Here is a 22723-nt window from a genome sequence, read left to right as displayed (position 1 = left end):
GTCAGCGCTTCCGGTGCTGGCGCGCGATATCGAGCTTTTCGCACAGCATCTCGGCACCCTGGACCATGCGTGGTCCGGCGCGATTCACCAGGTGGCCGTCGATGGTGAACAGGTTGTCATTCTTCGTGGCGAGCAGGTTCGGATATTGCCGCCACATGGCCGCGCCGCCCTGTTCCTTCTCGGCCGTGCTGAACACGGCCTCTGGATCTTCCTTCAGCACCGCTTCGATGCTGACCACGGGAGCCGTCACCTTTTGCGAGGCAAAGATGTTTTCGCCGCCGCACAGGCGCAGCGCATCGCTGACGATGTGCGCGCCATTGAGCGTGTACAGCGGCTTGTCCCATACCTGGTAGAACACCCGTACCGGCGGGCGGCCCGCATACTTCGTGCGCACGGTGGCCAGGCGCTTGCGCAAGTCCGCGGCCGCCGCTTGCGCCGCCTGTTCGGTGCCGGCCAGCTTGCCCATCGCAACGACGTTGTCGGGAATCCTGTCCAGCCTTGCCGGTTCGCTGTGGAACAGCGGGATGCCGAGCTTGCGCAGCAGTTCAACCTGGCGCTCCGAGCTGCCATGGCGCCAGACCACGATCAGGTCCGGCTTCAGGGCCAGCACCCGCTCCAGGTCCACCTCGCGGTTGCTGCCGACGCGGGGTATCGCCTTGGCCGCTTCCGGGTAGTCGCTGTAGTCGACCGCCCCAACGATCTTGCTGCCGGCACCGGCCGCGAACAGCAATTCGGTGACATGGGGCGCCATCGAGATCACGCGCTCGGCGGGCTTCGCCAGCGTGACCATCTTGCCGTCGTCGTCCCGCACGGAGACCGCGGCGTGCGCGGACAGGACCGCCAGCAGGGCGGGCAGCAGTACCAGGTGCTTCATTGAATTTCCTTCCATTGTTTCAGCGCGTCGGCAAGGCGCGTCCAAGCCGCTTCGTCGGGCGGCAGGCCGAGGCGGATTCCGCGTGGTCCGTCACGGAACAGCCGCACCCAGATGCCGCGCCGCGCCATGTGTTCATGAAATGCTTCCGGCATGGCTTCCGGCCACCAGCGGAACAGGCTCGAACCGGATGAAGCAATGCCGTGCGCCGCCAGCAGCGCGTCGAGGCGGCGGCCCGCTTCATCCAGCGCCTTGCGCGTGTGCCGGTGCCAGGCGTCATCCAGCAGCGCGGCCTTGCCGATAAACTGCGCGGGACCACTGACTTGCCATGGTCCCAGTTCCTCGTCGAGCGCGGCCAGCAGGCCGGCATGCGCGGCGACGAAGCCGAGCCGCACGCCGGCCAGGCCGAAGAACTTGCCGAGCGAGCGCAGCACGATCAGCCCGGGGCGCTCCGCCTGGTCGGCCACGCTGTGCGTATTGTCCGTATCGGCGAAGGCTTCGTCCACGACGAGCCAGCCGCCGCGTGCCGCGAGCGTGTCCGCCCAGCGCAGCAGGTCGTCCCTCGGCACTGTCGCGCCGGTGGGATTGTTGGGATTGCAGACGACGACCACGTCGCTGTGCTCGACCGCGTCGCCGAGTTCGGGGTAGGGGACCAGCCGGGCGGTATGGCCATGGCGCGACCAGTGATGCGCGTGCTCCGCATACGACGGCGCCGAGACGGCGATGCGTGAGGGTGCACGCAGCCGCGGCAACGCCTGGATGGCCGCCTGGGTGCCGGCCACCGCCAGCATGCGTGGCGCGCCGTAGTAGCGGCAGGCGGCCGCCACCAGCGCCTCGTCCCGCTCGGGCAGGCGATGCCACGCATTGCCCGGCAAGTCCGGCACCGGATACCAGTGCGGGTTCAGGCCGGCCGACAGGTCCAGCCAGTCGGCGTGGCCGTACAGCCGGCTTGCGTCGCGCAGGTTGCCACCGTGTTCAGGCATGCCGCACCCCCAGTGCCATCACGGTCGCTGCACCAAGCCACGAGACTGCGAGCCACAGCAGCGTGGTGCGCCAGACGAGGCGCCACGCACGCTCGATGTCGGCGGCGGTCGCCGGCATGCCCCGGCCCAGCGGCGGGCGCTGCTCGATTTCGCCGTCATAGCGCGCCGCGCCACCCAATGCCAGGCCGAGGGCCCCGGCACCGCTGGACATCACCGGCCCCGCGTTCGGGCTGCTCCACGCCGGCGCCTGCTCGCGCCAGCAACGCCATGCCATGCGCCTGCCCGCAGCACCCGGCGCAAGCAGCACATACGAGAGGGCGGTCAGCCGTGCCGGGATGTAGTTCAGCGCGTCGTCGATCCGCGCCGCGACACGGCCGAAATACAGGAAGCGCGCATTCCGGTAACCCCACATCGCATCGAGCGTGTTCGCCAGGCGGAACAGCAGCGCGCCGGGACCACCGGCAACGGCAAACCAGAACAGGGTGCCGAACACGGCATCGTTGCCGTTCTCCAGCAGCGACTCGGCGCTGGCCTTGGCCAGGTCCGCTTCGTTCGCGTCGACGGTGTCGCGGCTGACGATGCGGCCCGTCAGTTCGCGTGCCGCCGGCAAGTCGCCGCGGCAGAGGGCATTGGCGATCGGCAGGTTATGGTCGCGCAGGCTGCGCAAGCCGATGCAGAAGTACAGCAAGGCCGCGTGGGCCAGCACTCCCGCTACGCCACACAGCCACATGGCCAGTGCCGTCAGCGGCAGCACGGCCAGTATCCAGCCAGCCGCGCCACGCAGCAAACGTCCGCCACCGTTGTTCAGGCGGCGTTCGAGCGCGCTGGCGACATTGCCGAAACCGACCAGTGGATGAAAGCGCCGCGCCTCGCCCAGCAGCAGGTCGAGCGCCACGCCGGCCGCCAGCAGCAAGGCAACCGCCGGCCACGACAGCCCGCTCAGCATGCGGCACCCTTCAGCACCAGCGGCAGGCCGGCGGCGACGAAGACGACGTTGTCGGAAGCCGCCGCGATCGCCTGGTTCAGCCGGCCCGCTTCGTCGGCGAAGGCGCGCGTGACGGCACCGAACGGCACGATACCCATGCCCACTTCGTTCGACACGAAGACCACATCGCCAGCGCCGCTGTCCAGCTGCGCCAGCAGGGCGGCGCGTTCGTCGTGGAAGCGCCGCGGCAAGGCGATCGCGCCGACCTCGGGATAGTCGGTAGCGTCGGCGAACAGCAGGTTGGTGAGCCACAGCGTCAGGCAGTCGACCAGCACCAGCCGGTGCGGCGCACGCCACTGTTCCAGTGTCGCCGCCAGTGCGAGCGGCTCCTCGACCGTGGCCCAGTGCGCCGGCCGGTCCGCGCGGTGTGCCGCGATCCGCCGCGCCATCTCGGCATCGCCGGCGCTGGCCGTGGCAACGTAGACGATGTCCTTGCCCGACTGCGCGGCAAGCCGTTCGGCATGCGCGCTCTTGCCGGAGCGTGCGCCACCCAGTACCAGTGTGCGGCTCACGGCACGGCCCTCGACAGCAGGGCCGCCGCCGCTTCCGGATTCGACGGGAAGTAGCCGTGGAAATACGACGCCGTCAGCGAACCGATACGGTAGACCGCTTCGCCCCGCGCGCCGGACGGGTTCTTGCTCGTGTATTCCATCACGGGCGCCGCCGACTCCAGCCGCGAGTAGTGGAATGTATGGCCGCGCAGCGTGCCTTGCGGTGTCGGCATGGCTTGCGGGCCGAGGCCGGCCAGCCGTTTCTGCACGACCACGTGGCCCGGCAGCAGGCCGGCCATTGGCCACGCACCAGCGCCGTCGTCCAGCGTATCCGCCAGCACCATCATGCCGCCGCATTCCGCCAGGATCGGCTTGCCGTCCGCATGGGCAGCGCGGATCGAGGCGCGCCAGATGCCTGCTTCGGCCAGGCGCGGCGCATGCAGCTCCGGATAGCCGCCCGGCAGGTACACGGCATCGGCCGCTTGCGGTACCGGTTCGTCGGCCAGCGGCGAGAAATACACGATGTCGGCGCCGAGCCGGCGTATCACTTCCAGATTGGCCGCGTACACGAACACGAACGCCGCATCGCGCGCGATGGCCACGGTCTTGCCGGCCAGCGTGGCCGGTACCGGCCCCTCGGGCGCGGGCGCGTCGAAGTGCACGGGGGGCAGTGCGTTCCATGCGGCTTCGTCGAACACCAGCTGGTCGGCCAGTTCGTCGAGGATCGCGTCCACTTCATCCACTTCGTCCGGCAGCACCAGGCCCAGGTGCCGCTCCGGCAGCGAGCGGCCCTGCTTGGGCAGGGTGGCAAACAGCGGAATGTCGCGCAGGGAGGTTTTCACCATCGCGGCGTGGCCCGCGCTGCCGACGCGGTTGGCGATCACGCCGGCCATCGCCACGGGCCCGTAGTCGCGCAAGCCGTGCACCAGCGCGCCGGCGGTCTGCGCCATCGCACCCGCATCGATCACGGCCAGCACGGGCACGCCGAACTCGCGCGCCAGGTCGGCCGCCGACGGCGTGCCGTCATACAGGCCCATTACGCCTTCGATCAGGATATCGTCCACTTCCATTGCCGCCTGCGCCAGCAGCCGATGGCAGCGTTCACGGCCGACCATCCACAGGTCCAGCGATTCGACCGGCCCGCCGCTGGCGCGGCCCAGCACCATCGGGTCGATGAAATCCGGGCCGCACTTGAAGACGCGCACGCGGCGGCCGGCCCGCACCAGCTTGCGGGCCAGGGCCGCGGTCACCGTCGTCTTGCCCTGGCCGGATGCCACGGCGGCGATCAGTACCGCGCGGGCGCCCATCACCACTCCGTTCCGGCCTGGGCCGCGATGCCGGCCTTGAACGCGTGCTTGACTACGTTCATTTCCGTGACGGTGTCGGCGATCTCGATCAGCTCGGGCGGCGCGCCGCGGCCGGTGATGACCACGTGCTGCATCGACGGGCGCTCCAGCATGTCGGCGATCACGTTTTCCACATCCAGGTAGCGGTACTTCAGCGCGATATTCAATTCGTCGAGCACCACCATGCCGATCGCCGGGTCGGCGAGGAAGCGCTTCGCCTGCTCCCATGCCTCGGCGGCCTTGGCGATGTCGCGTTCGCGGTTCTGGGTTTCCCACGTGTAGCCTTCGCCCATCGCATGGAAGCTCACTTCCTCGGGGAAGCGGCGCAGGAACTGTTCTTCGCCCGTGGCCATCGCGCCCTTGATGAATTGCACGATGCCGACCTTCATGCCGTGGCCGAGCGCGCGGATGGCCATGCCGAAGCCGCTCGAACTCTTGCCCTTGCCATTGCCGGTATTGACGATGATGATGCCGATTTGCTTGTCGGCGGCGGCGATCTTCGCATCGATGATCGCTTTCTTGCGTTCCATCCGCGCGCGGTGACGCTCGTTCAATGCCGCGGTATCGTCGGGAGTGGTCATGCGGTAGCCTCTCTGGGAATGAAGATCGTGCGGGCGCCGTGGCGCACCGTCTCGATCGGATGGTGCAGGTAGTCGGAAAGGATGTCGGCCTGCATCACGTCGCCGCGCGGGCCGGCCAGCCAGCGGCCATCGCCCATCAGCAGGAGCGCGTGCGTCGAGATGCCGTATGCCAGGTTCAGGTCGTGGCCGATCATCACGATGGTCTTGCCCTGTTCGCGGCACAGTTTCGCCAGCAGGCCCATCACGCTCACCTGGTGCGCCAGGTCGAGCGCGTTGGCAGGCTCGTCGAGCAGCAGCAGCGGGGTATCCTGGGCCAGCAGCGCGGCGATCGCCACGCGCTGGCGCTCGCCGCCGGAGAGCGTGCGCACGTCGCGCGAAGCGAGGTCCGCCACTTCCATCGCGGCCAGCATGCGCAGGGCGATCGCGTGGTCGTCGCTGTCCTCCCAATACCGCTTGCCGTGATAGGGGTGGCGGGCCGACAGCACCGTTTCCAGCACGGAGTAGGCAAAGGCGTCGCTGCGCGACTGGGCCAGGAAGGCACGCTCGCGCGCCAGCGCTTCCAGCGGCCAGTCGGCGAGCGCGCGGCCATGCAGCAGGACGCGGCCGCCATCCGGCTCGCGCAGCCCGGCCAGTGTGCGCAACAGCGTACTCTTGCCGGCGCCATTGCGGCCGATCACGCTCCAGCATTCGCCGGGGCCGACTTGCCAGTCCAGCTTGTCGGCCAGCAGGCGGGCGCCGATCGCCAGGCGCAGATTCTCGGTGGAGATCATCGTTGTGGCGGCGTTCGTCATTTGCGCAACCGGTGCAGTTGATACAGGAACACGGGCGTGCCGATCAGCGCGGTCACCACGCCCACCGGCAACTGCTGCGGCGCGATCACGGTGCGCGCCAGCGTATCGGCCAGCACCAGGTAGGCGCCACCGGCCAGCGTGGCGGCCGGGATCAGCACGCGGTGGTCCGGCCCGAAGGCGAAGCGGCAGGCATGGGGCACGATCAGGCCCACGAAACCGATGCTGCCGGCGGTGGTGACCGCGCTGGCCGTCAGCAGTCCGGAACAGAAGAACAGGCCCTTGCGCAGCGGGCCGACGCGGATGCCGAGCGTGCTGGCCGCTTCGGCATGCAGGGCCAGCACATTCATCGAGCGGGCGGTACGCAGCGCGAAGGCCAGGCCGGCGACCAGCACGAGCCACGGCAGCCAGCGCACCGGCGCGCCGGACAGGTCGCCGATCATCCAGAACACCATGCTGCGCAGCCGGCTTTCGGGGGCGATCGACAGCATCAGCATGATCAGCGCCGCGCAACCGGCCGAGAGGATCGTGCCGGTCAACAGCAGCAGGGCGGTGCCGCCCTCGGCGGCGCTGCCGCCGCGCATGTCGCGCCGCGCCAGCAGGTACAGCAGCATGGAGATGGCCACCGCGCCGATGAAGGCGGCCAGGTCGACCATCCATGCGGCGCACATCAGCATCAGCGCCAGCAGGGCGCCGACCGCGGAGCCGGCCGAGATGCCCAGCACGTAGGGGTCGGCGAGGGGATTGCGCAGCAGGGTCTGCATCATGACCCCGGCCAGGGCCAGCGTGGCGCCGGTAACGAAGGCAGTCAGTGCACGGCTGGCGCGCAGGTCGAGCAGGGTGGCGGCCAGCGTATCGGCGCGGCCGTGAATGAGTTCTTGCAGCGCGCCGGGCAGGTCGGCGAGCGGGATGGCGACGGAGCCCGTGACGCCCGCGAACAGCAGGCTGGCGATCGACGCCAGCAGCAATCCGGCGGTGACGATACCGGTGCGGTAACGCAGGTGGGCGGAGAGTGGATGCATGTTCTGCCTGGAGGAAGGCGCCGGGCGCATTGGCGCGCCCGGCAGCTTAGCATTACTGTGACTTTACTACCCGAGCTTTACTACCCGTGCTTTACTGCTCGGGCTTTACTGCTCGGGCTTCACTACGCGGGCTTCGATTACTTGAAGCCGTAGCGGAGTGCGGCGAACACGTTCGAGCCGCCGGTCTGGTAGTAGCGCGCAAGCTCGTAGTTCCTGTCGCCCACGTTGTTCCAGCGGACCAGCGCCGACCAGTCCTGGTTGAAGCGGTACGTTGCGTACAGGTTCACCACGCCATAGCCGGGCAGGCGGTTGCGGTTGCCGGCGTCGTCGAAACGATCCGATGACAGCTGCAACTCCACGCCGCCGCGCGCAGCGCCCATGTCGTACTCGGCCACGAAATTCGCGTGACGCTTGGCGCGGCGCTGCAGGCGCTTGCCGGTGGTTTCGTCCTTCGGATCCTGGATATCGGCATTGGCGATCAGCAGCAGCTTGCCCATCTGGCGCTCGGCCGACAGCGACAGGCCTTCCAGCAGCGCCTTGTTGATGTTGTAGGCGCAGCCGTACTGGTAGCCGGGATACGGGCACGGCGAAGTGTTCAGCAGCAGGTTGTCCAGCTTGTTGCGGTAGTACACCGCGGCCAGTTTCTGGGTGCCGTCGTCGTAGCGCAGGCCCGCTTCCGTATTGCGGCCTTCCTCGGGGCGATTTTCCTTGTTGCCATAGCCCGGGTAATACAGCTCGTTATAGGACGGCGCGCGGAAGCTGGTGGCGAAGCTGGCCTCGGCGCGCAGCGCGCTGGTGATGCGGTAGCCGTAGCCGACCGAGCCGGTGGTCTTCGAGCCGTATTCCGAGTTGTCGTCGTGGCGCACGCCCACGTTGGCCAGGTGCGCACCGCGCTTCAGGCTGTAGTTGGCCGCGAACGCATTGTTGTGGCGCGTGCGGTTCAGCGCCGCGGTGGAGCCGTCGACTTCTTCCTTGCGGTGTTCATACAGCACCTGCAGGTTGTCGCTGCCGATGCGGAAATCGTTCTGGAAGGTGAAGGTGCTGGTCGTGGTATCGATCTGGCTGGAACCGAACGGGCCGACGTCGTAGAACGAGCCGGACTTGTCGCGCGATTGCGAAGCCTGCACCAGCATGGTCCAGAAGGGCAGGAACTGGTTGCGCGAGTAGACCCCCACGTTGCTGACCGTTTGCGTGCTGTAGGCATCGAAGGTGGCGCTGTCGTAGTCGGATTCGGTATCGGTATACAGGAACATCGCGCCCAGCTCATGGCCGGGCGCCAGCTTGTAGGCCACCTGGCCGGCCGCGCCCTTGCGATCGTAGCCGTCGTCGTCCGGGTCGAAGTTGGCGCTGGGCAGGCGCGTGGCCGAGAAGCCGTCGGACCGTTCCTTCGAGATGGAGAACGCGTAGCTCAGCTGGTCCGTGCCGCCGGAAATGGCCGCATCGGCCGCGAAGGTCCTGTCGCTGCCGCCACCGACCGATGCCGAGATCGCCGGAGCGCCTTCGCCTTTTTTCGTGAACAGCTGGATTACGCCGCCGATGGCGTCGGCTCCGTACAGCGTGGACAGCGGGCCGTAGACGATCTCGATGCGCTCGATGGCCGACAGGGGAATGCCGTTCCAGCTGGCCGAGCCGGTCGATGCCGAGGCGATGCGGATGCCGTCTACCAGCACCACGCTCTGGTTGCCGTTGGCACCGCGGATGAACACGTTCGACGCCGCACCGGGGCCGCCGTTACGGGTGACTTCGATGCCGCGCTGGCGCTGCAGCAGTTCGGTAATGGAGCCGGCCCCGGAGTTGGCGATCTGTTCGGCATTGATCGTGACGGTGTCGCTGATCACTTCGCTGGCCAGTTGCGGCGTGCGGGTGGCGGTGACGATGATGGAATCGATGGCAGTGGCCTGGGCGTGTACGGCCGGCGCGGCAATGGCGAGCGCCAGCGACGCGAGCGCCGCCTGGGATGCAACAGGAGAGGTCATGGCAAATCTTTGTAAAGTGGAGCAACCGGCCAACGTCCCCGCAGGCCGGATTGAACAGAGCCGCTCCGCAACGGGGCGGCTCCACCTGGTTTGGCCGGTATCCGGGCTGGCAGGCATCACGGTCCGGCCTTCCCATGCAATTGCACAGTGGCTGTCGCGGACCGCTGCCGCGCTGCGATTGCTCGCGCGCGGCTGCCTGCTTACCGTTGCGGGGGCAGCATACGTTGGCCGATCAGGAGACCTGGCTGCGTATTTCCCGTTTAACTGCGCTCGAGGACTCGGGCGCGGGCACCAAAACCGCGCAATTATAAGGTATGGCGTAACTACCAAGCACGTATCAAGCGCCTACCAGGCACACACGAAGCAGGGATCAAGCGCTTGCAGGCATCACGAAAGCACCAGCCGGACAACTTCGCCGTAGCCGATGCGGTGCGGCCGGGACGCCGCGGCAAGCGCCGCCTGCTCCAGCGGCGCGCCATCGGCCAGCGTGGCGGCCAGGCGCATGGTGCCGGCATGGCAGACCACGATGGCGCGCGCGCTGCCATGCCGGCGGATCCTGGCCAGTGCGGCGGCCACGCGGCGCGCCACGTCGAGCACGGATTCGCCGCCGCCGGGGCGGTCATGCAGCAGGTCGGCCGCCCAGGCATCGACCTGCGCGCGGGGGATATCGTTCCAGTTGCGGCCTTCCCAGTCGCCGAAATCCATTTCAGCCAGGTCGGCGTCGTACAGCACGGCGGGCGACAGCAGGCTGGCGAGGGCGGCGCAACGGCGCAGCGGGCTGGAAAACACCGGGACGTCTCCCGGCAGCCCCAGGTCGCGCAGCGCCGCATGCACGCGCGCCAGCTCATCGGGATCCACCGGCAGGTCGCTGCGGCCATAGCAGATGCCTTCCGCCGCGGCCGGACGAGGGTGGCGCACGAGAATTAATTTCATCCGCGTGAGCTCCATCTGTGTCAGCCCCACCGCGCCAGCACGCACACATAGAAGGCGATTTCCGCCAGCTGCTGGACGGCGCCCAGGCCATCGCCGGTGTAGCCGCCGAGGCGTTGCCGCAGCTTGCAGGCGAACCACAGCGTGACGAGCACCATCGCGCCGGTGCCGATGGCAATGGCGCGCCAGTCCAGCCAGCCCAGCGCCGTTGCCGCCAGCACGGCGGGAACGCAGCAGGCCGCGGCGATGGCGAATTCGGGGCCCGTCATCTGCTGGGCCATCGGCTTGGCCTTGCCTTCGGCACGCGCGTAGGCCATCCGCCAGATCAGGCTTGCCGCCATCAGGCGGGACAGCGGATGGGCGATGCACAGGGCGGCCACCGTGGCCAGCGGGGGCAGGTGGGACAACGCGGCGCATTTTACCGCCAGCATCAGGAGGATGCCGATCGCGCCATAGGCACCGATCCGTGAATCCTTCATGATCTCCAGCGCACGCTCGCGCGTCATGCCTCCGCCCAGGCCGTCGCAGGTGTCGGCAAAGCCGTCTTCGTGGAATGCTCCCGTGAGATAGATGCTGGCCGCGGTGGACAGCAGCACGGCGACGGCGGGCGGCAATACCAGCGTGGCGGCCCAGTAGATGGCCGCGGCGATGGCGCCGACCACCAGTCCGACGAGCGGGAAGTAGCGTGACGCATGGTGCAGCCAGTGCGGCTCGAAGCCGACCCACGCCGGGATCGGCAGCCGTGTGAAGAATTGCAGCGCGATGAAGAAGAGCCGCAGCTGCAGCATGGTCAGTGCTTCCCGCTGACCTGGGCCGATGCGAACGTGGCCATGCGGTTCAGGAAGTTGACGGCGGCATGGAGCAGCGGCAGCGCCAGTGCGCTGCCAGTGCCTTCGCCCAGGCGCAGGTCCAGCTGCAGCAGCGGCTTGCCGCCCAGCGTTTCGAGGAGCTGGCGGTGGCCGTTTTCGTTCGAGCAATGGGAGAACACGCAATAGTCGAGGATCGCCGGCTGCAGCCGCGCCGCCACGAGCAGGGCGCTGGTGACGATGAACCCGTCGATCAGCAGCACCATGCGGCGCTCGGCCGCGCGCAGCATGGCGCCGGCCATCATGGCGATCTCGAAACCGCCGAAGGTGGCCAGCACGTCCAGCGGCGCAGTGGCCGTGGCGTGGCGCGCGGCCGCGGCTTCGATCACGCGGCCCTTGTGCTGCACGCCTTCCGGGCCGAGGCCCGTGCCGGCGCCCACGCAGGCAGCGGCCGGAATGCCCGTCAGCTTGTGCATCAGCGCGGCGGCGGCGGTGGTGTTCCCGATGCCCATTTCGCCGAAGCCGATCACGTTGCCCGGCAGTGCGTCGACCAGCGCGGCGCCATGCGCGAGCGCCTGGGCACATTGTTCGGCCGTCATGGCCGGTTCCACCGCGAAGTTGCGCGTGCCGCCGGCGATCTTGCGATCCGTGAGGCCGGCGCGGGTGCCGAAGTCGTGCGCCACGCCGGCGTCGATGACCTGCAGCGCGCAACCGTTCTGCGCGGCGAACACATTGATGGCGGCGCCGCCGGCCAGGAAGTTCTCGACCATCTGCCAGGTCACATCCTGCGGGAAGGCGGAGATGCCTTCGGCCACCACGCCATGGTCGCCGGCGAAGACGAGGATGGCCGGCGCGTCGATCGCCGGCGACGTGGTGCGCTGGATCATGCCCACCTGGTGCGCAAGGGTTTCCAGCATGCCCAGGCTGCCTGGCGGCTTGGTCTTGTAGTCGATGGCATGCGCGAGGCGGTCGGCCAGCGCCGCATCGGCCGTGGAGGCGACGCCGGGCACACTGAAGGGGACGCGCGCGGGCGCGCTGATTGGCACGCTCGGGGACGCGGAGGCGGGCAGGGTCATGGCAGGCGATCGATGGGGAAAGCGCGAATTATAATGGGGCGATGCGCATCCTCATCATCGAAGACAACCCCGACATCGTCGCCAACCTGTATGGCTTTCTGGAGCCGAAAGGCTATGTGCTGGATTCGGCCTCGAACGGCTATGGCGGGCTGGCGCTGGCGACCGAGCACGAATATGACGCCGTGGTGCTGGACGTGATGCTGCCCGGCCTGAATGGCCTGGACCTGTGCCAGAAGCTGCGCGGCGAGCTGCGCAAGGACATGCCGGTGCTGATGCTGACCGCGCGCGACACGCTGGAAGACAAGGTGGCCGGTTTCGACAGCGGCGCCGACGATTACCTCGTCAAGCCGTTTTCCCTGGTCGAGCTGGAAGTGCGCCTGAAGGCCCTGGTGCGGCGGGCCAAAGGCGGCCATGCGGCCAACGCCGTGCTGGCGTTCGGCGACCTGACCTTCAATACCGAAACGTTCGAGGCCAAGCGTGCCGGCCGCCCGCTGGCGCTGACGAAAACCGGGTATACGATCCTGCGGCTGCTGATGCGCGAGGCGCCGAAGGTGGTGTCGCGCGAGCAGGTGCTGCACGAGGTGTGGGGCGACAATCCGCCGGATACCGACGCGCTGCGCGTGCACATCCACGCCCTGCGGCAGGCGCTCGACAAGCCGTTCCCGCATCCGATGCTCCACACGATCTCGAAGATCGGCTACAAGCTGGTCGAATCCGATGCGTGAAACGGAACCGCTGCGCAAGGGGAATTCACTGCACAAGGTGGACTCGCTGCATAAAGGGGACGCACTGCACAAGGGGGACACACTGCACAAGGGGGACTCGCTCCGCAAGGAGGATTCGCTGCGCAAGCGGATCACCGCGGCCTACCTGACGTTTGCCACGGTATCGTCGGTATTCTTTGCCGTGATCGCCGCGCTGGCCGTCGAAGGTATCGAAGTGCGCCTGGTCGACGAGCGCCTGGAGGAAGTGGCCGCGTGGGCCGGCCCGCGCCATGCTGGCGGATTGCCGGTGGAGATGCCGGCTGGCCTCAGCTACCACCTGGGCGACAATATTCCACGCTCGCTGCGCCCGCTGGCGGAAGGCGTGCACGAAGTCACCGTCGACGGTGTCGACCTGCACGTGCTGAAAGGCCGGAATGCCGAGGGCGAGTTCGCCGTGGTCGACCATGACAGCGCCTATGAAAAGATCGAGCTGGTGGTCTATTCGATGTTCGCGGTGGCGTTCCTGGGATTCATGGGTTTTGCCGTGCTGCTGGGGCGCTTCCTGGGCAACCGCATCGTCAATCCGATCGTCGAGCTGGCGGGTGCGGTGGACGCGGGGGTGGCGGAGTTGCCGCTGCAGGAACGCGGCGACGAGCTGGGCCTGCTGTCGCGGATGATCGCCAGCCATACGGCCGAGCTGCAGGAGTTTCTCGATCGCGAACGCTTTTTCACCGGTGACGTCAGCCATGAACTGCGTACGCCGCTGACCGTGATCGCGGGGGCGGCCGAGGTGCTGCTGGCGCGAACGGAGCACGATCCGGTGCTGCACGCGCCGGCCGAGCGCATCTACCGCGCTGCGCGCGATGCCAGCGATATCACGTCGATGCTCCTGCGGCTGGCGCGTTCGCCGGAGCGGCTCGAGTGGACGCGGATGTCGGCGCAGGCGCTGGCGCTGGAAGAAGTGGCGCGCTGCCAGGGACTGGTTGCCAGCCGGCCGCTCCAGCTGCGGTATGGCGGCGGCGCCGACTTCGACGTGCATGGCGTGCGCGAACTGGTGCAGGCTGCGATCGGCAACCTGGTGCGCAACGCTTGCCAGTACACGGAGCACGGCCATGTGGAAGTGCGGCTGGAAGGGCGCAGCGTGATCGTCGAAGATACCGGACCCGGCTTGCCGCCAGCCGCGCGGTCGCGCTTGCGAGGCGAACCGATTCCGGCGGATGCGCGGGGCTCGTCCGGCACCGGGCTTGGACTGGGGCTGGTGCAGCGGGTCTGCGCCCACCTCGGCGCCACGCTGGTGCTCAGGGAGAGTGCCGCGGGCAGCAGTATCGAGATCCGCTTTCCCGCGCTGCCGGGTCGAACCGTCGACGGGGCCACGTTAACTCATCTTTAACAGGTGTTTGACGCGACGTTTACTTGCATGGCGGTATCGTTGACGCTTCGATTCCGGAGTTTCAACGGTGAAGATTTCAACCCTGCCGCGCATCGGCGCCTCCATGTTGACGCTGGGCGCTTCCACGTTCCTGGTGCTGGCCTATAACGCCAGTTTCTGGAGGACGTTCTTTTCGGCGACTGGCGGCATACGGCTTGGCAACCTGCCGGTGTACGTGGGGGCGTTTGCCGCCCTGGTGCTGCTGTTCAACGCGGTACTCACACTCGTCAACTTCCGCTTCGTCATCAAGCCCGTGCTGACGGCGCTGTTCCTGGGTGCGTCGTTTGCCTCGTATTTCATGAACCGCTACGGCGTGGCGATCGATGCGTCGATGGTGCAGAACGTGGTCGAGACGGATACCCGGGAAGCGCACGAGTTGCTGAGCTGGCAGATGCTGCAAACCGTCACGCTGCTGGGCATCGTGCCGTCGCTGCTCGTGTGGCGGCTGCCGCTGCGCTTTCCACCCATGCGGCGCGGCCTGTTTCTGAAGCTGGGTACGGTCGTATTGTCGGTGGTGGCGGTGACCGCGCTGCTGATGCTGCTCTTCAAGACCCTGGCACCCGCAGTACGCGAGCACCGCGAACTGCGTTTCCTGCTGACGCCCACCAATATGTTCCAGGCTACGCACGGCTACCTGAAACGCAAATGGGCTATGCCGGCCGTGATCGCCCCGCTGGGCAAAGATGCGGGGCGGGGCGTCAAGTGGGCCGCAGCGCGGGGGCGGCGCACGGTCACGGTCATCGTGGCTGGGGAAACCGCGCGGGCCGCCAATTTCTCGCTGAATGGTTATGGCCGCCAGACCAATCCCTTGCTGTTGGCGCAGCCGGGCCTGATCAATTTCCGTAACGTGAGTTCATGCGGCACAGCGACGGCGGTGTCCATACCGTGCGTATTTTCCAACCTGGGCCGCCATGACTACACCGCCGACAAGGCAGCCAGCCGGGAGGGTTTGCTGGACGTGCTGAGCCATGCTGGCTTCGATGTGCTCTGGCGCGACAATAATTCCGGCTGCAAGGGCGTGTGCGACCGTGTCCGCTATGAGGATGTGTCGCGCCCGCAGCCGGGCATGCCGCCCTGCGGCGCCGAAGAGTGCCATGACGAACAGCTGCTGGCCGGGTTGCGGCAAGCGATCCACGATTCCACCAGGGACCTGGTGATCGTGCTGCACCAGAAGGGCAGCCATGGGCCGGAGTACTGGAAGCGGTATCCCGCGGCGTTCGGCAAGTTCGGGCCGGTCTGCCGGACCAATGAACTGGAAGAGTGTTCGCGCGAGTCCATCGTGGCGGCGTACGACAACACGATCCTTTATACCGATCTGGTGCTGAGCAAGACGATCGACCTGTTGCGCGCCGCCTCGGCCGAAGACGATGTCGATACCTCCATGCTGTATTTCTCGGACCACGGCGAATCGCTGGGCGAACACAATATGTACCTGCATGGGGCGCCTTATATCATCTCGCCGGCCGAGCAACGCCAGGTGCCGATGATGCTATGGATGTCCGATGGCTTCCGCGAACGGTTCCGGATCGATCATGCATGCCTGGCCGCGCGTACCGCCCAGCCGTTTTCCCACGATAACGTGTTCCATACAGTGCTGGGCATGCTGAACGTGAACACGGCTGTGTATAACCCGAAGCTGGATGTGGTCCATCCATGTTCGCGTGATAACTGAGCTATTCAAATCGGCTCCGCTGATCGGCATGGATCGGTGGCGCAATGCTTGTGATTATTTATTCAAGCAATTTCCGAGGCTTGCCAAGCGGAACGAGGCTGGCTATAATTCTGTCCCTGTCGCAACGAACTAGTGAAAACGAAACGCTGCGACAGCCAAGTTTGTTTCCGCTGAGTCAACATTGCAGAAACAGGCGGAGAAACTGAGGGGTTGACGAGCTGCACGAAACATCGCATAATCTCATCTCTCTGCTGCTGACAAACACAACGATTTGTCGACAACGCGGCAAGGCCTTCAAGGGCAGAATTCTTTAACAATCAACAGTCGATAAGTGTGGGCGTTTGGTGTGATGTGCCCAGGACTTCGGTCCTGAAGCTCAAAATATATAGCATCAAACGCTTACACAAGTAATAAAACGTGATCATCTTCGGATGATTCGTCAGTTATTTGAGTGAGTGACCATGTCGGAAACGACATAAAACAGAGATTAAACTGAAGAGTTTGATCCTGGCTCAGATTGAACGCTGGCGGCATGCTTTACACATGCAAGTCGAACGGCAGCACGGGCTTCGGCCTGGTGGCGAGTGGCGAACGGGTGAGTAATATATCGGAACGTGCCCAAGAGTGGGGGATAACGTAGCGAAAGTTACGCTAATACCGCATACGATCCAAGGATGAAAGCAGGGGACCGCAAGGCCTTGTGCTCCTGGAGCGGCCGATATCTGATTAGCTAGTTGGTGAGGTAAAGGCTCACCAAGGCGACGATCAGTAGCTGGTCTGAGAGGACGACCAGCCACACTGGAACTGAGACACGGTCCAGACTCCTACGGGAGGCAGCAGTGGGGAATTTTGGACAATGGGGGCAACCCTGATCCAGCAATGCCGCGTGAGTGAAGAAGGCCTTCGGGTTGTAAAGCTCTTTTGTCAGGGAAGAAAAGGGTACGGCTAATATCCGTGCCTCATGACGGTACCTGAAGAATAAGCACCGGCTAACTACGTGCCAGCAGCCGCGGTAATACGTAGGGTGCAAGCGTTAATCGGAATTACTGGGCGTAAAGCGTGCGCAGGCGGTTTTGTAAGTCTGTCGTGAAATCCCCGGGCTTAACCTGGGAATGGCGATGGAGACTGCAAGGCTAGAGTTTGGCAGAGGGGGGTAGAATTCCACGTGTAGCAGTGAAATGCGTAGAGATGTGGAGGAACACCGATGGCGAAGGCAGCCCCCTGGGTCAAGACTGACGCTCATGCACGAAAGCGTGGGGAGCAAACAGGATTAGATACCCTGGTAGTCCACGCCCTAAACGATGTCTACTAGTTGTTGGGTCTTAATTGACTTAGTAACGCAGCTAACGCGTGAAGTAGACCGCCTGGGGAGTACGGTCGCAAGATTAAAACTCAAAGGAATTGACGGGGACCCGCACAAGCGGTGGATGATGTGGATTAATTCGATGCAACGCGAAAAACCTTACCTACCCTTGACATGTCAGGAATCCTGGAGAGATCCGGGAGTGCCCGAAAGGGAACCTGAACACAGGTGCTGCATGGCTGTCGTCAGCTCGTGTCGTGAGATGTTGGGTTAAGTCCCGCAACGAGCGCAACCCTTGTCATTAGTTGCTACGAAAGGGCACTCTAATGAGACTGCCGGTGACAAACCGGAGGAAGGTGGGGATGACGTCAAGTCCTCATGGCCCTTATGGGTAGGGCTTCACACGTCATACAATGGTACATACAGAGGGCCGCCAACCCGCGAGGGGGAGCTAATCCCAGAAAGTGTATCGTAGTCCGGATTGTAGTCTGCAACTCGACTGCATGAAGTTGGAATCGCTAGTAATCGCGGATCAGCATGTCGCGGTGAATACGTTCCCGGGTCTTGTACACACCGCCCGTCACACCATGGGAGCGGGTTTTACCAGAAGTAGGTAGCTTAACCGCAAGGAGGGCGCTTACCACGGTAGGATTCGTGACTGGGGTGAAGTCGTAACAAGGTAGCCGTATCGGAAGGTGCGGCTGGATCACCTCCTTTCTAGAGTCGGCACTGATCGTCAAGATCGTGCATCAAACGCTCACACTTATCGACTGTCGAATGAAGAAGAAACAGTAGCACCGCTAGTATGAATGCGGGTCTGTAGCTCAGCTGGTTAGAGCACCGTGTTGATAACGCGGGGGTCGTTGGTTCGAGCCCAACCAGACCCACCAAGTATCAAGCACACGTAATTCCCTGGGGGATTAGCTCAGCTGGGAGAGCACCTGCTTTGCAAGCAGGGGGTCGTCGGTTCGATCCCGTCATCCTCCACCAAGTTTTTGAGATGTCAAATCTAAGTCCCGAGATTTAGATTTGATCTTTTAGAGATCACTGCTGTTTCGTTCTTTAACAATCTGGAAGAAGTAAAGTTTTATTAAGCGTATTCAGCAATGAATACACTTAGGGTAGTGTTCCGAAAGGAACGCATACAAAAACTCATCAAACACAGTAGTAAATGCTTGAAGCTATAGCCGTCAAGGTTATAGGGACAAGTGAATAAGTGCACATGGTGGATGCCTTGGCGATTACAGGCGATGAAGGACGTAGAAGTCTGCGATAAGCTTCGGGGAGCTGACAAACGAGCATTGATCCGAAGATTTCCGAATGGGGAAACCCGGCCTTATAGGTCATCACTCACTGAATACATAGGTGTGTGAAGCGAACGCGGCGAACTGAAACATCTAAGTAGCTGCAGGAAAAGAAATCAACCGAGATTCCCAAAGTAGTGGCGAGCGAAATGGGAAGAGCCTGCATATGATAGTCGGACTGGTAGTGGAAGCCTCTGGAAATAGGCGCCATAGTGGGTGATAGCCCCGTACGCGAAATCAGACCGGTGGTACTAAGTATGCGACAAGTAGGGCGGGACACGAGAAATCCTGTCTGAATATGGGGGGACCATCCTCCAAGGCTAAATACTCGTAATCGACCGATAGTGAACCAGTACCGTGAGGGAAAGGCGAAAAGAACCCCGGGAGGGGAGTGAAATAGATCCTGAAACCGTGTGCATACAAACAGTCGGAGCGGACTTGTTCCGTGACGGCGTACCTTTTGTATAATGGGTCAGCGACTTACATTCAGTAGCGAGGTTAACCGAATAGGGGAGCCGCAGAGAAATCGAGTCCGAACAGGGCGCTAGTTGCTGGGTGTAGACCCGAAACCAAGTGATCTATCCATGGCCAGGTTGAAGGTGCGGTAACACGCACTGGAGGACCGAACCCACTAATGTTGAAAAATTAGGGGATGAGCTGTGGATAGGGGTGAAAGGCTAAACAAACTTGGAAATAGCTGGTTCTCTCCGAAAACTATTTAGGTAGTGCCTCAAGTATCACCATCGGGGGTAGAGCACTGTTATGGCTAGGGGGTCATCGCGACTTACCAAACCATTGCAAACTCCGAATACCGATGAGTGCGAGCTTGGGAGACAGACATCGGGTGCTAACGTCCGGTGTCAAGAGGGAAACAACCCAGACCGCCAGCTAAGGTCCCAAAGATTGGCTAAGTGGAAAACGAAGTGGGAAGGCTAAAACAGTCAGGATGTTGGCTTAGAAGCAGCCATCATTTAAAGAAAGCGTAATAGCTCACTGATCGAGTCGTCCTGCGCGGAAGATGTAACGGGGCTAAGCCAGTCACCGAAGCTGCGGATATCCGCAAGGATATGGTAGGAGAGCGTTCTGTAAGCCTGCGAAGGTGTCTTGTAAAGGATGCTGGAGGTATCAGAAGTGCGAATGCTGACATGAGTAGCGATAATGCGGGTGAAAAGCCCGCACGCCGTAAGCCCAAGGTTTCCTGTTCAACGTTCATCGGAGCAGGGTGAGTCGGCCCCTAAGGCGAGGCAGAGATGCGTAGCTGATGGGAAGCAGGTTAATATTCCTGCACCGTCGTATGATGCGATGGGGGGACGGATCGCGGAAGGTTGTCTGACTGTTGGAATAGTCAGTTTCTGGTTCATAGAAGGTGCTTAGGCAAATCCGGGCACATAATTCAAGGGACTGGGACGAGCGCCCATGTGGTGCGAAGCAATCGGAAGTGGTTCCAAGAAAAGCCTCTAAGCTTCAGTCATACGAGACCGTACCGCAAACCGACACAGGTGGGCGAGATGAGTATTCTAAGGCGCTTGAGAGAACTCGGGAGAAGGAACTCGGCAAATTGGTACCGTAACTTCGGGAAAAGGTACGCCCCAGTAGCTTGACCACTTTACTGTGGAAGGGTGACAGGGTTGCAATAAAATGGTGGCTGCGACTGTTTAATAAAAACACAGCACTCTGCAAACACGAAAGTGGACGTATAGGGTGTGACGCCTGCCCGGTGCTGGAAGATTAAATGATGGGGTGCAAGCTCTTGATTGAAGTCCCAGTAAACGGCGGCCGTAACTATAACGGTCCTAAGGTAGCGAAATTCCTTGTCGGGTAAGTTCCGACCTGCACGAATGGCGTAACGATGGCCACACTGTCTCCTCCCGAGACTCAGCGAAGTTGAAGTGTTTGTGATGATGCAATCTACCCGCGGCTAGACGGAAAGACCCCATGAACCTTTACTGTAGCTTTGCATTGGACTTTGAACCAATCTGTGTAGGATAGGTGGGAGGCTTTGAAGCGGGGACGCCAGTTCTCGTGGAGCCAACCTTGAAATACCACCCTGGTTTGTTTGAGGTTCTAACCTTGGTCCGTTATCCGGATCGGGGACAGTGCATGGTAGGCAGTTTGACTGGGGCGGTCTCCTCCTAAAGTGTAACGGAGGAGTTCGAAGGTACGCTAGGTACGGTCGGACATCGTGCTAATAGTGCAATGGCATAAGCGTGCTTAACTGCGAGACCGACAAGTCGAGCAGGTACGAAAGTAGGACATAGTGATCCGGTGGTTCTGTATGGAAGGGCCATCGCTCAACGGATAAAAGGTACTCTGGGGATAACAGGCTGATTCCTCCCAAGAGTTCATATCGACGGGGGAGTTTGGCACCTCGATGTCGGCTCATCACATCCTGGGGCTGTAGCCGGTCCCAAGGGTATGGCTGTTCGCCATTTAAAGTGGTACGTGAGCTGGGTTTAAAACGTCGTGAGACAGTTTGGTCCCTATCTGCCGTGGGCGTTGGAAATTTGAAGGGGGCTGCTCCTAGTACGAGAGGACCGGAGTGGACGAACCTCTGGTGTACCGGTTGTCACGCCAGTGGCATTGCCGGGTAGCTAAGTTCGGAAGAGATAACCGCTGAAAGCATCTAAGCGGGAAACTTGCCTTGAGATGAGATTTCCCGGAGCCTTGAGCTCCTTGAAGGGTCGTTCGAGACCAGGACGTTGATAGGTCAGGTGTGGAAGTGCAGTAATGCATTAAGCTAACTGATACTAATTGCCCGTACGGCTTGTCCCTATAACCTTGACGGTTATGAATCAATGATGATTCCTCGCATTTACTCTTTGATGAGAGTTACCCTCGCTTTACTTCTTCCGGATTGAGCAGTGACGTTGCCCCATAGGGAACGGCGCTGCGTACAAGTCATGCCTGATGACCATAGCAAGTCGGTCCCACACCTTCCCATCCCGAACAGGACCGTGAAACGACTTTGCGCCGATGATAGTGCTGCAACCAGTGTGAAAGTAGGTTATCGTCAGGCTGTTACATAGAAAAACCCCGCTAGCGTGTGCTGGCGGGGTTTTTTGCTTTTGGCCATTCAAATTGTTACCGAAAAAACTGGGGACAGGCTCCGATTTCGCCGCGAAACCTCTAACGAAACCGGGGACAGGCTCCGATTTCGAAACCAGTGACAGGCTCCGATTTCGACAGGCTCCGATTTCGTCGCGAAAGTTGCAAGGAAACGGTGACGGGCTTCAACTGCGAAGAGACTTTCGAAAACAATCGGAGCCTGTCACTGGTTTTGCGTGCCGTAAGGGCGTATGGGAGCATGGGTGTCACATCCCCGACGAGCCGTCTGACATTAGGCATGATCGGGCCGTTACGTGGAGAACGCGTCGACGCAAGCTGGCGGGTTTTCGAGCGTCTTGGCAGCGACAGGCAGGGGAGCCCAAGCGCAAAAAAGCCCCTGTCCAGTTACCTGGCAGGGGCTTTTCGATGACAGTAATTATGGAATTCGCGGCTCAGATTCCCCAGACGACGTTGTCGCCGCCATCCCGCGCCGCACGCAGCATCTCCAGCAGCGGGTAGGCGCGTTGCGCGAAGCCGATATGGTTTTTCTCGGCCATTTCCGCCGACTCGTCCTCGTCGGGCAGGTGATGGGAATGCGAGTGGTTGGCATGCTCGGCATCCACTTCCGGGTGCAGCTTGCTCAGCGCGACTTCCTGCTCGAGCAGCTTAATGGCGTGGGCCGCCTCGGCAGCCGTGATCACGCCGCGCGTGTGACTCTTGCTCAAGACATCCAGGATGCGATGGGCATGTTCCTGGTACATCGTGACATCGGGCGATGTCTGGGATTTGAATGTGATTAACATGGCGCTTCCTGACATATTGTTTTAATGCTTCAACGATATCACGGCTTGCCGGCAAACCCCGGCGCGCATGCCGGCGCTTCAGTTCAGCTTGAATGAGCGGAGGAACATGTCGATGTTTTCCGCATCGACCGCCTTCTCGGGGCCGATGACGATTACCTGGTAGGCGCGTTTGTCGCGGGCCACGAACCTGCCATGCAGCTCCATCGGCCTGCCATTGCTCGCGCCATGGGCCTCGATGTCGATACCGCTGTCCCGCACGGCTTCCTTGGAGACATTGCCACCGATATTGCGCACCATGGCCGTGCGCATCGAGCGGACCGCCTGTTCGGCCTGGGTTGCGTCCGCGAGCGTGGCACTGCCGACGGCGAACATGGTGCCGTCGACTTCGGCCGCTGTCATCGTCATCGACGCTTCACGGCCATCGAGCGAGACCGTGCGGGTGTGCGTCGCCGGTTTGGCCGGGAAAAGCACGGAATACGGCGCGTCCGCCGCGCGGTAATCGCGCCAGTCGAACTTCGGGCTGCAGGCACTGACGACCGTGGCGAGCGCCACCGCCACCGGAATCGAAAAGGAAAGTCTCATGCACCGATGGTAGCAGCCTCCGAACC

The 22723-nt window shown here is 63.0% G+C and carries 17 protein-coding genes, 2 tRNA genes, 3 rRNA genes and 1 riboswitch; of the genes, 8 read left to right on the top strand and 14 right to left on the bottom strand.

The genetic code is table 11. The features are described from left to right. Position 1: 1 nt before the first annotated feature. The 12 genes from EYF70_RS24935 to cobT all read right to left on the bottom strand — a co-directional run bounded on the left by EYF70_RS24935 (position 2) and on the right by cobT (position 11855). A complete protein-coding gene (locus tag EYF70_RS24935) occupies positions 2 to 874 on the bottom strand; it encodes a cobalamin-binding protein (protein ID WP_131147803.1) in 873 nt (290 codons plus the stop codon). Beyond that, a complete protein-coding gene (gene cobD / locus EYF70_RS24930; protein ID WP_131147802.1) occupies positions 871 to 1854 on the bottom strand; it encodes a threonine-phosphate decarboxylase CobD in 984 nt (327 codons plus the stop codon). Before cobD ends, EYF70_RS24935 begins: the two co-directional genes overlap by 4 nt. Beyond that, entirely contained in the window at positions 1847 to 2800 is a 954-nt protein-coding gene (locus tag EYF70_RS24925; RefSeq protein WP_131147801.1) for a CobD/CbiB family cobalamin biosynthesis protein, read from the bottom strand. The genes cobD and EYF70_RS24925 overlap by 8 nt, the downstream gene beginning before the upstream one ends. Next, positions 2794 to 3351 carry a bifunctional adenosylcobinamide kinase/adenosylcobinamide-phosphate guanylyltransferase gene (cobU, locus tag EYF70_RS24920; RefSeq protein ID WP_131147800.1) on the bottom strand — a complete coding sequence of 186 codons (558 nt, stop codon included), beginning with the start codon at positions 3349 to 3351 and terminating at the stop codon, positions 2794 to 2796. The genes EYF70_RS24925 and cobU overlap by 7 nt, the downstream gene beginning before the upstream one ends. Next, the gene (locus tag EYF70_RS24915) at positions 3348 to 4637 is read right to left on the bottom strand and encodes a cobyrinic acid a,c-diamide synthase CobB (protein ID WP_131147799.1); all 1290 of its coding nucleotides are present in this window, start codon (positions 4635 to 4637) and stop codon (positions 3348 to 3350) included. Before EYF70_RS24915 ends, cobU begins: the two co-directional genes overlap by 4 nt. Further along, the gene (cobO, locus tag EYF70_RS24910; protein WP_131147798.1) at positions 4637 to 5257 is read right to left on the bottom strand and encodes a cob(I)yrinic acid a,c-diamide adenosyltransferase; all 621 of its coding nucleotides are present in this window, start codon (positions 5255 to 5257) and stop codon (positions 4637 to 4639) included. Before cobO ends, EYF70_RS24915 begins: the two co-directional genes overlap by 1 nt. Next, positions 5254 to 6027 (bottom strand): ABC transporter ATP-binding protein, encoded by a 774-nt coding sequence (locus tag EYF70_RS24905; protein ID WP_131149328.1) that lies wholly within the window; start codon positions 6025 to 6027, stop codon positions 5254 to 5256. The genes cobO and EYF70_RS24905 overlap by 4 nt, the downstream gene beginning before the upstream one ends. Before the next feature lie 17 nt (positions 6028 to 6044). Continuing rightward, a complete protein-coding gene (locus EYF70_RS24900; protein WP_131147797.1) occupies positions 6045 to 7067 on the bottom strand; it encodes a FecCD family ABC transporter permease in 1023 nt (340 codons plus the stop codon). A gap of 137 nt (positions 7068 to 7204) precedes the next feature. After that, a complete protein-coding gene (locus EYF70_RS24895; RefSeq protein WP_131147796.1) occupies positions 7205 to 9043 on the bottom strand; it encodes a TonB-dependent receptor domain-containing protein in 1839 nt (612 codons plus the stop codon). A 75-nt stretch (positions 9044 to 9118) separates the two neighbouring features. Next, a riboswitch (cobalamin riboswitch) is annotated at positions 9119 to 9354 on the bottom strand. Positions 9355 to 9430: 76 nt separating this feature from the next. Next, positions 9431 to 9976 carry a histidine phosphatase family protein gene (locus tag EYF70_RS24890; RefSeq protein ID WP_131147795.1) on the bottom strand — a complete coding sequence of 182 codons (546 nt, stop codon included), beginning with the start codon at positions 9974 to 9976 and terminating at the stop codon, positions 9431 to 9433. Between the two features lie 20 nt (positions 9977 to 9996). Further along, the gene (locus EYF70_RS24885) at positions 9997 to 10761 is read right to left on the bottom strand and encodes an adenosylcobinamide-GDP ribazoletransferase (RefSeq protein ID WP_131147794.1); all 765 of its coding nucleotides are present in this window, start codon (positions 10759 to 10761) and stop codon (positions 9997 to 9999) included. 2 nt (positions 10762 to 10763) lie between these two features. Continuing rightward, positions 10764 to 11855, bottom strand: a complete 1092-nt coding sequence (cobT, locus tag EYF70_RS24880; RefSeq protein ID WP_131147793.1) for a nicotinate-nucleotide--dimethylbenzimidazole phosphoribosyltransferase — start codon at positions 11853 to 11855, stop codon at positions 10764 to 10766. Between the two features lie 41 nt (positions 11856 to 11896). On the opposite strand from cobT, the gene EYF70_RS24875 reads away from it, so the two are divergent. The 8 genes from EYF70_RS24875 to rrf all read left to right on the top strand — a co-directional run bounded on the left by EYF70_RS24875 (position 11897) and on the right by rrf (position 21283). Then, positions 11897 to 12580 carry a response regulator transcription factor gene (locus EYF70_RS24875; RefSeq protein ID WP_131147792.1) on the top strand — a complete coding sequence of 228 codons (684 nt, stop codon included), beginning with the start codon at positions 11897 to 11899 and terminating at the stop codon, positions 12578 to 12580. Next, positions 12573 to 13949, top strand: a complete 1377-nt coding sequence (locus tag EYF70_RS24870; protein WP_131147791.1) for a sensor histidine kinase — start codon at positions 12573 to 12575, stop codon at positions 13947 to 13949. The genes EYF70_RS24875 and EYF70_RS24870 overlap by 8 nt, the downstream gene beginning before the upstream one ends. A 67-nt stretch (positions 13950 to 14016) precedes the next feature. Beyond that, positions 14017 to 15660 carry a phosphoethanolamine transferase gene (locus tag EYF70_RS24865; protein ID WP_229420545.1) on the top strand — a complete coding sequence of 548 codons (1644 nt, stop codon included), beginning with the start codon at positions 14017 to 14019 and terminating at the stop codon, positions 15658 to 15660. 489 nt (positions 15661 to 16149) lie between these two features. Next, positions 16150 to 17680, top strand: a 16S ribosomal RNA gene (locus EYF70_RS24860). 96 nt (positions 17681 to 17776) lie between these two features. After that, positions 17777 to 17853 (top strand) — tRNA-Ile (locus EYF70_RS24855). A gap of 24 nt (positions 17854 to 17877) precedes the next feature. Further along, positions 17878 to 17953 (top strand) — tRNA-Ala (locus tag EYF70_RS24850). Between the two features lie 212 nt (positions 17954 to 18165). Then, positions 18166 to 21039 (top strand): 23S ribosomal RNA (locus tag EYF70_RS24845). A 131-nt stretch (positions 21040 to 21170) separates the two neighbouring features. Then, positions 21171 to 21283, top strand: a 5S ribosomal RNA gene (rrf, locus tag EYF70_RS24840). Together the 16S, 23S and 5S rRNA genes with 2 tRNA genes alongside form the textbook arrangement of a ribosomal RNA operon. Positions 21284 to 21764: 481 nt before the next feature. Here rrf and EYF70_RS24835 read toward each other — a convergent pair. Beyond that, positions 21765 to 22115 (bottom strand): DUF1840 domain-containing protein, encoded by a 351-nt coding sequence (locus tag EYF70_RS24835; protein WP_131147790.1) that lies wholly within the window; start codon positions 22113 to 22115, stop codon positions 21765 to 21767. A 78-nt stretch (positions 22116 to 22193) separates the two neighbouring features. Continuing rightward, positions 22194 to 22697, bottom strand: coding sequence for a hypothetical protein (locus EYF70_RS24830; protein WP_131147789.1), 504 nt, complete (start codon positions 22695 to 22697; stop codon positions 22194 to 22196). Between the last annotated feature and the right edge of the window lie 26 nt (positions 22698 to 22723).

Source organism: Pseudoduganella albidiflava, from assembly GCF_004322755.1.
Lineage (GTDB): Bacteria > Pseudomonadota > Gammaproteobacteria > Burkholderiales > Burkholderiaceae_D > Rugamonas > Rugamonas albidiflava.
This window is presented reverse-complemented; position numbering and strand designations above follow the sequence as displayed.

Bases quoted from the DNA above. Each gene is read 5' to 3' on its own strand.
- EYF70_RS24935 (WP_131147803.1), bottom strand. From the start codon at position 874: ATGAAGCACCTGGTACTGCTGCCCGCCCTGCTGGCGGTCCTGTCCGCG.
- cobD (WP_131147802.1), bottom strand. From the start codon at position 1,854: ATGCCTGAACACGGTGGCAACCTGCGCGACGCAAGCCGGCTGTACGGC.
- EYF70_RS24925 (WP_131147801.1), bottom strand. From the start codon at position 2,800: ATGCTGAGCGGGCTGTCGTGGCCGGCGGTTGCCTTGCTGCTGGCGGCC.
- EYF70_RS24915 (WP_131147799.1), bottom strand. From the start codon at position 4,637: ATGGGCGCCCGCGCGGTACTGATCGCCGCCGTGGCATCCGGCCAGGGC.
- cobO (WP_131147798.1), bottom strand. From the start codon at position 5,257: ATGACCACTCCCGACGATACCGCGGCATTGAACGAGCGTCACCGCGCG.
- EYF70_RS24905 (WP_131149328.1), bottom strand. From the start codon at position 6,027: ATGATCTCCACCGAGAATCTGCGCCTGGCGATCGGCGCCCGCCTGCTG.
- EYF70_RS24900 (WP_131147797.1), bottom strand. From the start codon at position 7,067: ATGCATCCACTCTCCGCCCACCTGCGTTACCGCACCGGTATCGTCACC.
- EYF70_RS24895 (WP_131147796.1), bottom strand. From the start codon at position 9,043: ATGACCTCTCCTGTTGCATCCCAGGCGGCGCTCGCGTCGCTGGCGCTC.
- EYF70_RS24890 (WP_131147795.1), bottom strand. From the start codon at position 9,976: ATGAAATTAATTCTCGTGCGCCACCCTCGTCCGGCCGCGGCGGAAGGC.
- EYF70_RS24885 (WP_131147794.1), bottom strand. From the start codon at position 10,761: ATGCTGCAGCTGCGGCTCTTCTTCATCGCGCTGCAATTCTTCACACGG.
- cobT (WP_131147793.1), bottom strand. From the start codon at position 11,855: ATGACCCTGCCCGCCTCCGCGTCCCCGAGCGTGCCAATCAGCGCGCCC.
- EYF70_RS24875 (WP_131147792.1), top strand. From the start codon at position 11,897: ATGCGCATCCTCATCATCGAAGACAACCCCGACATCGTCGCCAACCTG.
- EYF70_RS24870 (WP_131147791.1), top strand. From the start codon at position 12,573: ATGCGTGAAACGGAACCGCTGCGCAAGGGGAATTCACTGCACAAGGTG.
- EYF70_RS24835 (WP_131147790.1), bottom strand. From the start codon at position 22,115: ATGTTAATCACATTCAAATCCCAGACATCGCCCGATGTCACGATGTAC.
- EYF70_RS24830 (WP_131147789.1), bottom strand. From the start codon at position 22,697: ATGAGACTTTCCTTTTCGATTCCGGTGGCGGTGGCGCTCGCCACGGTC.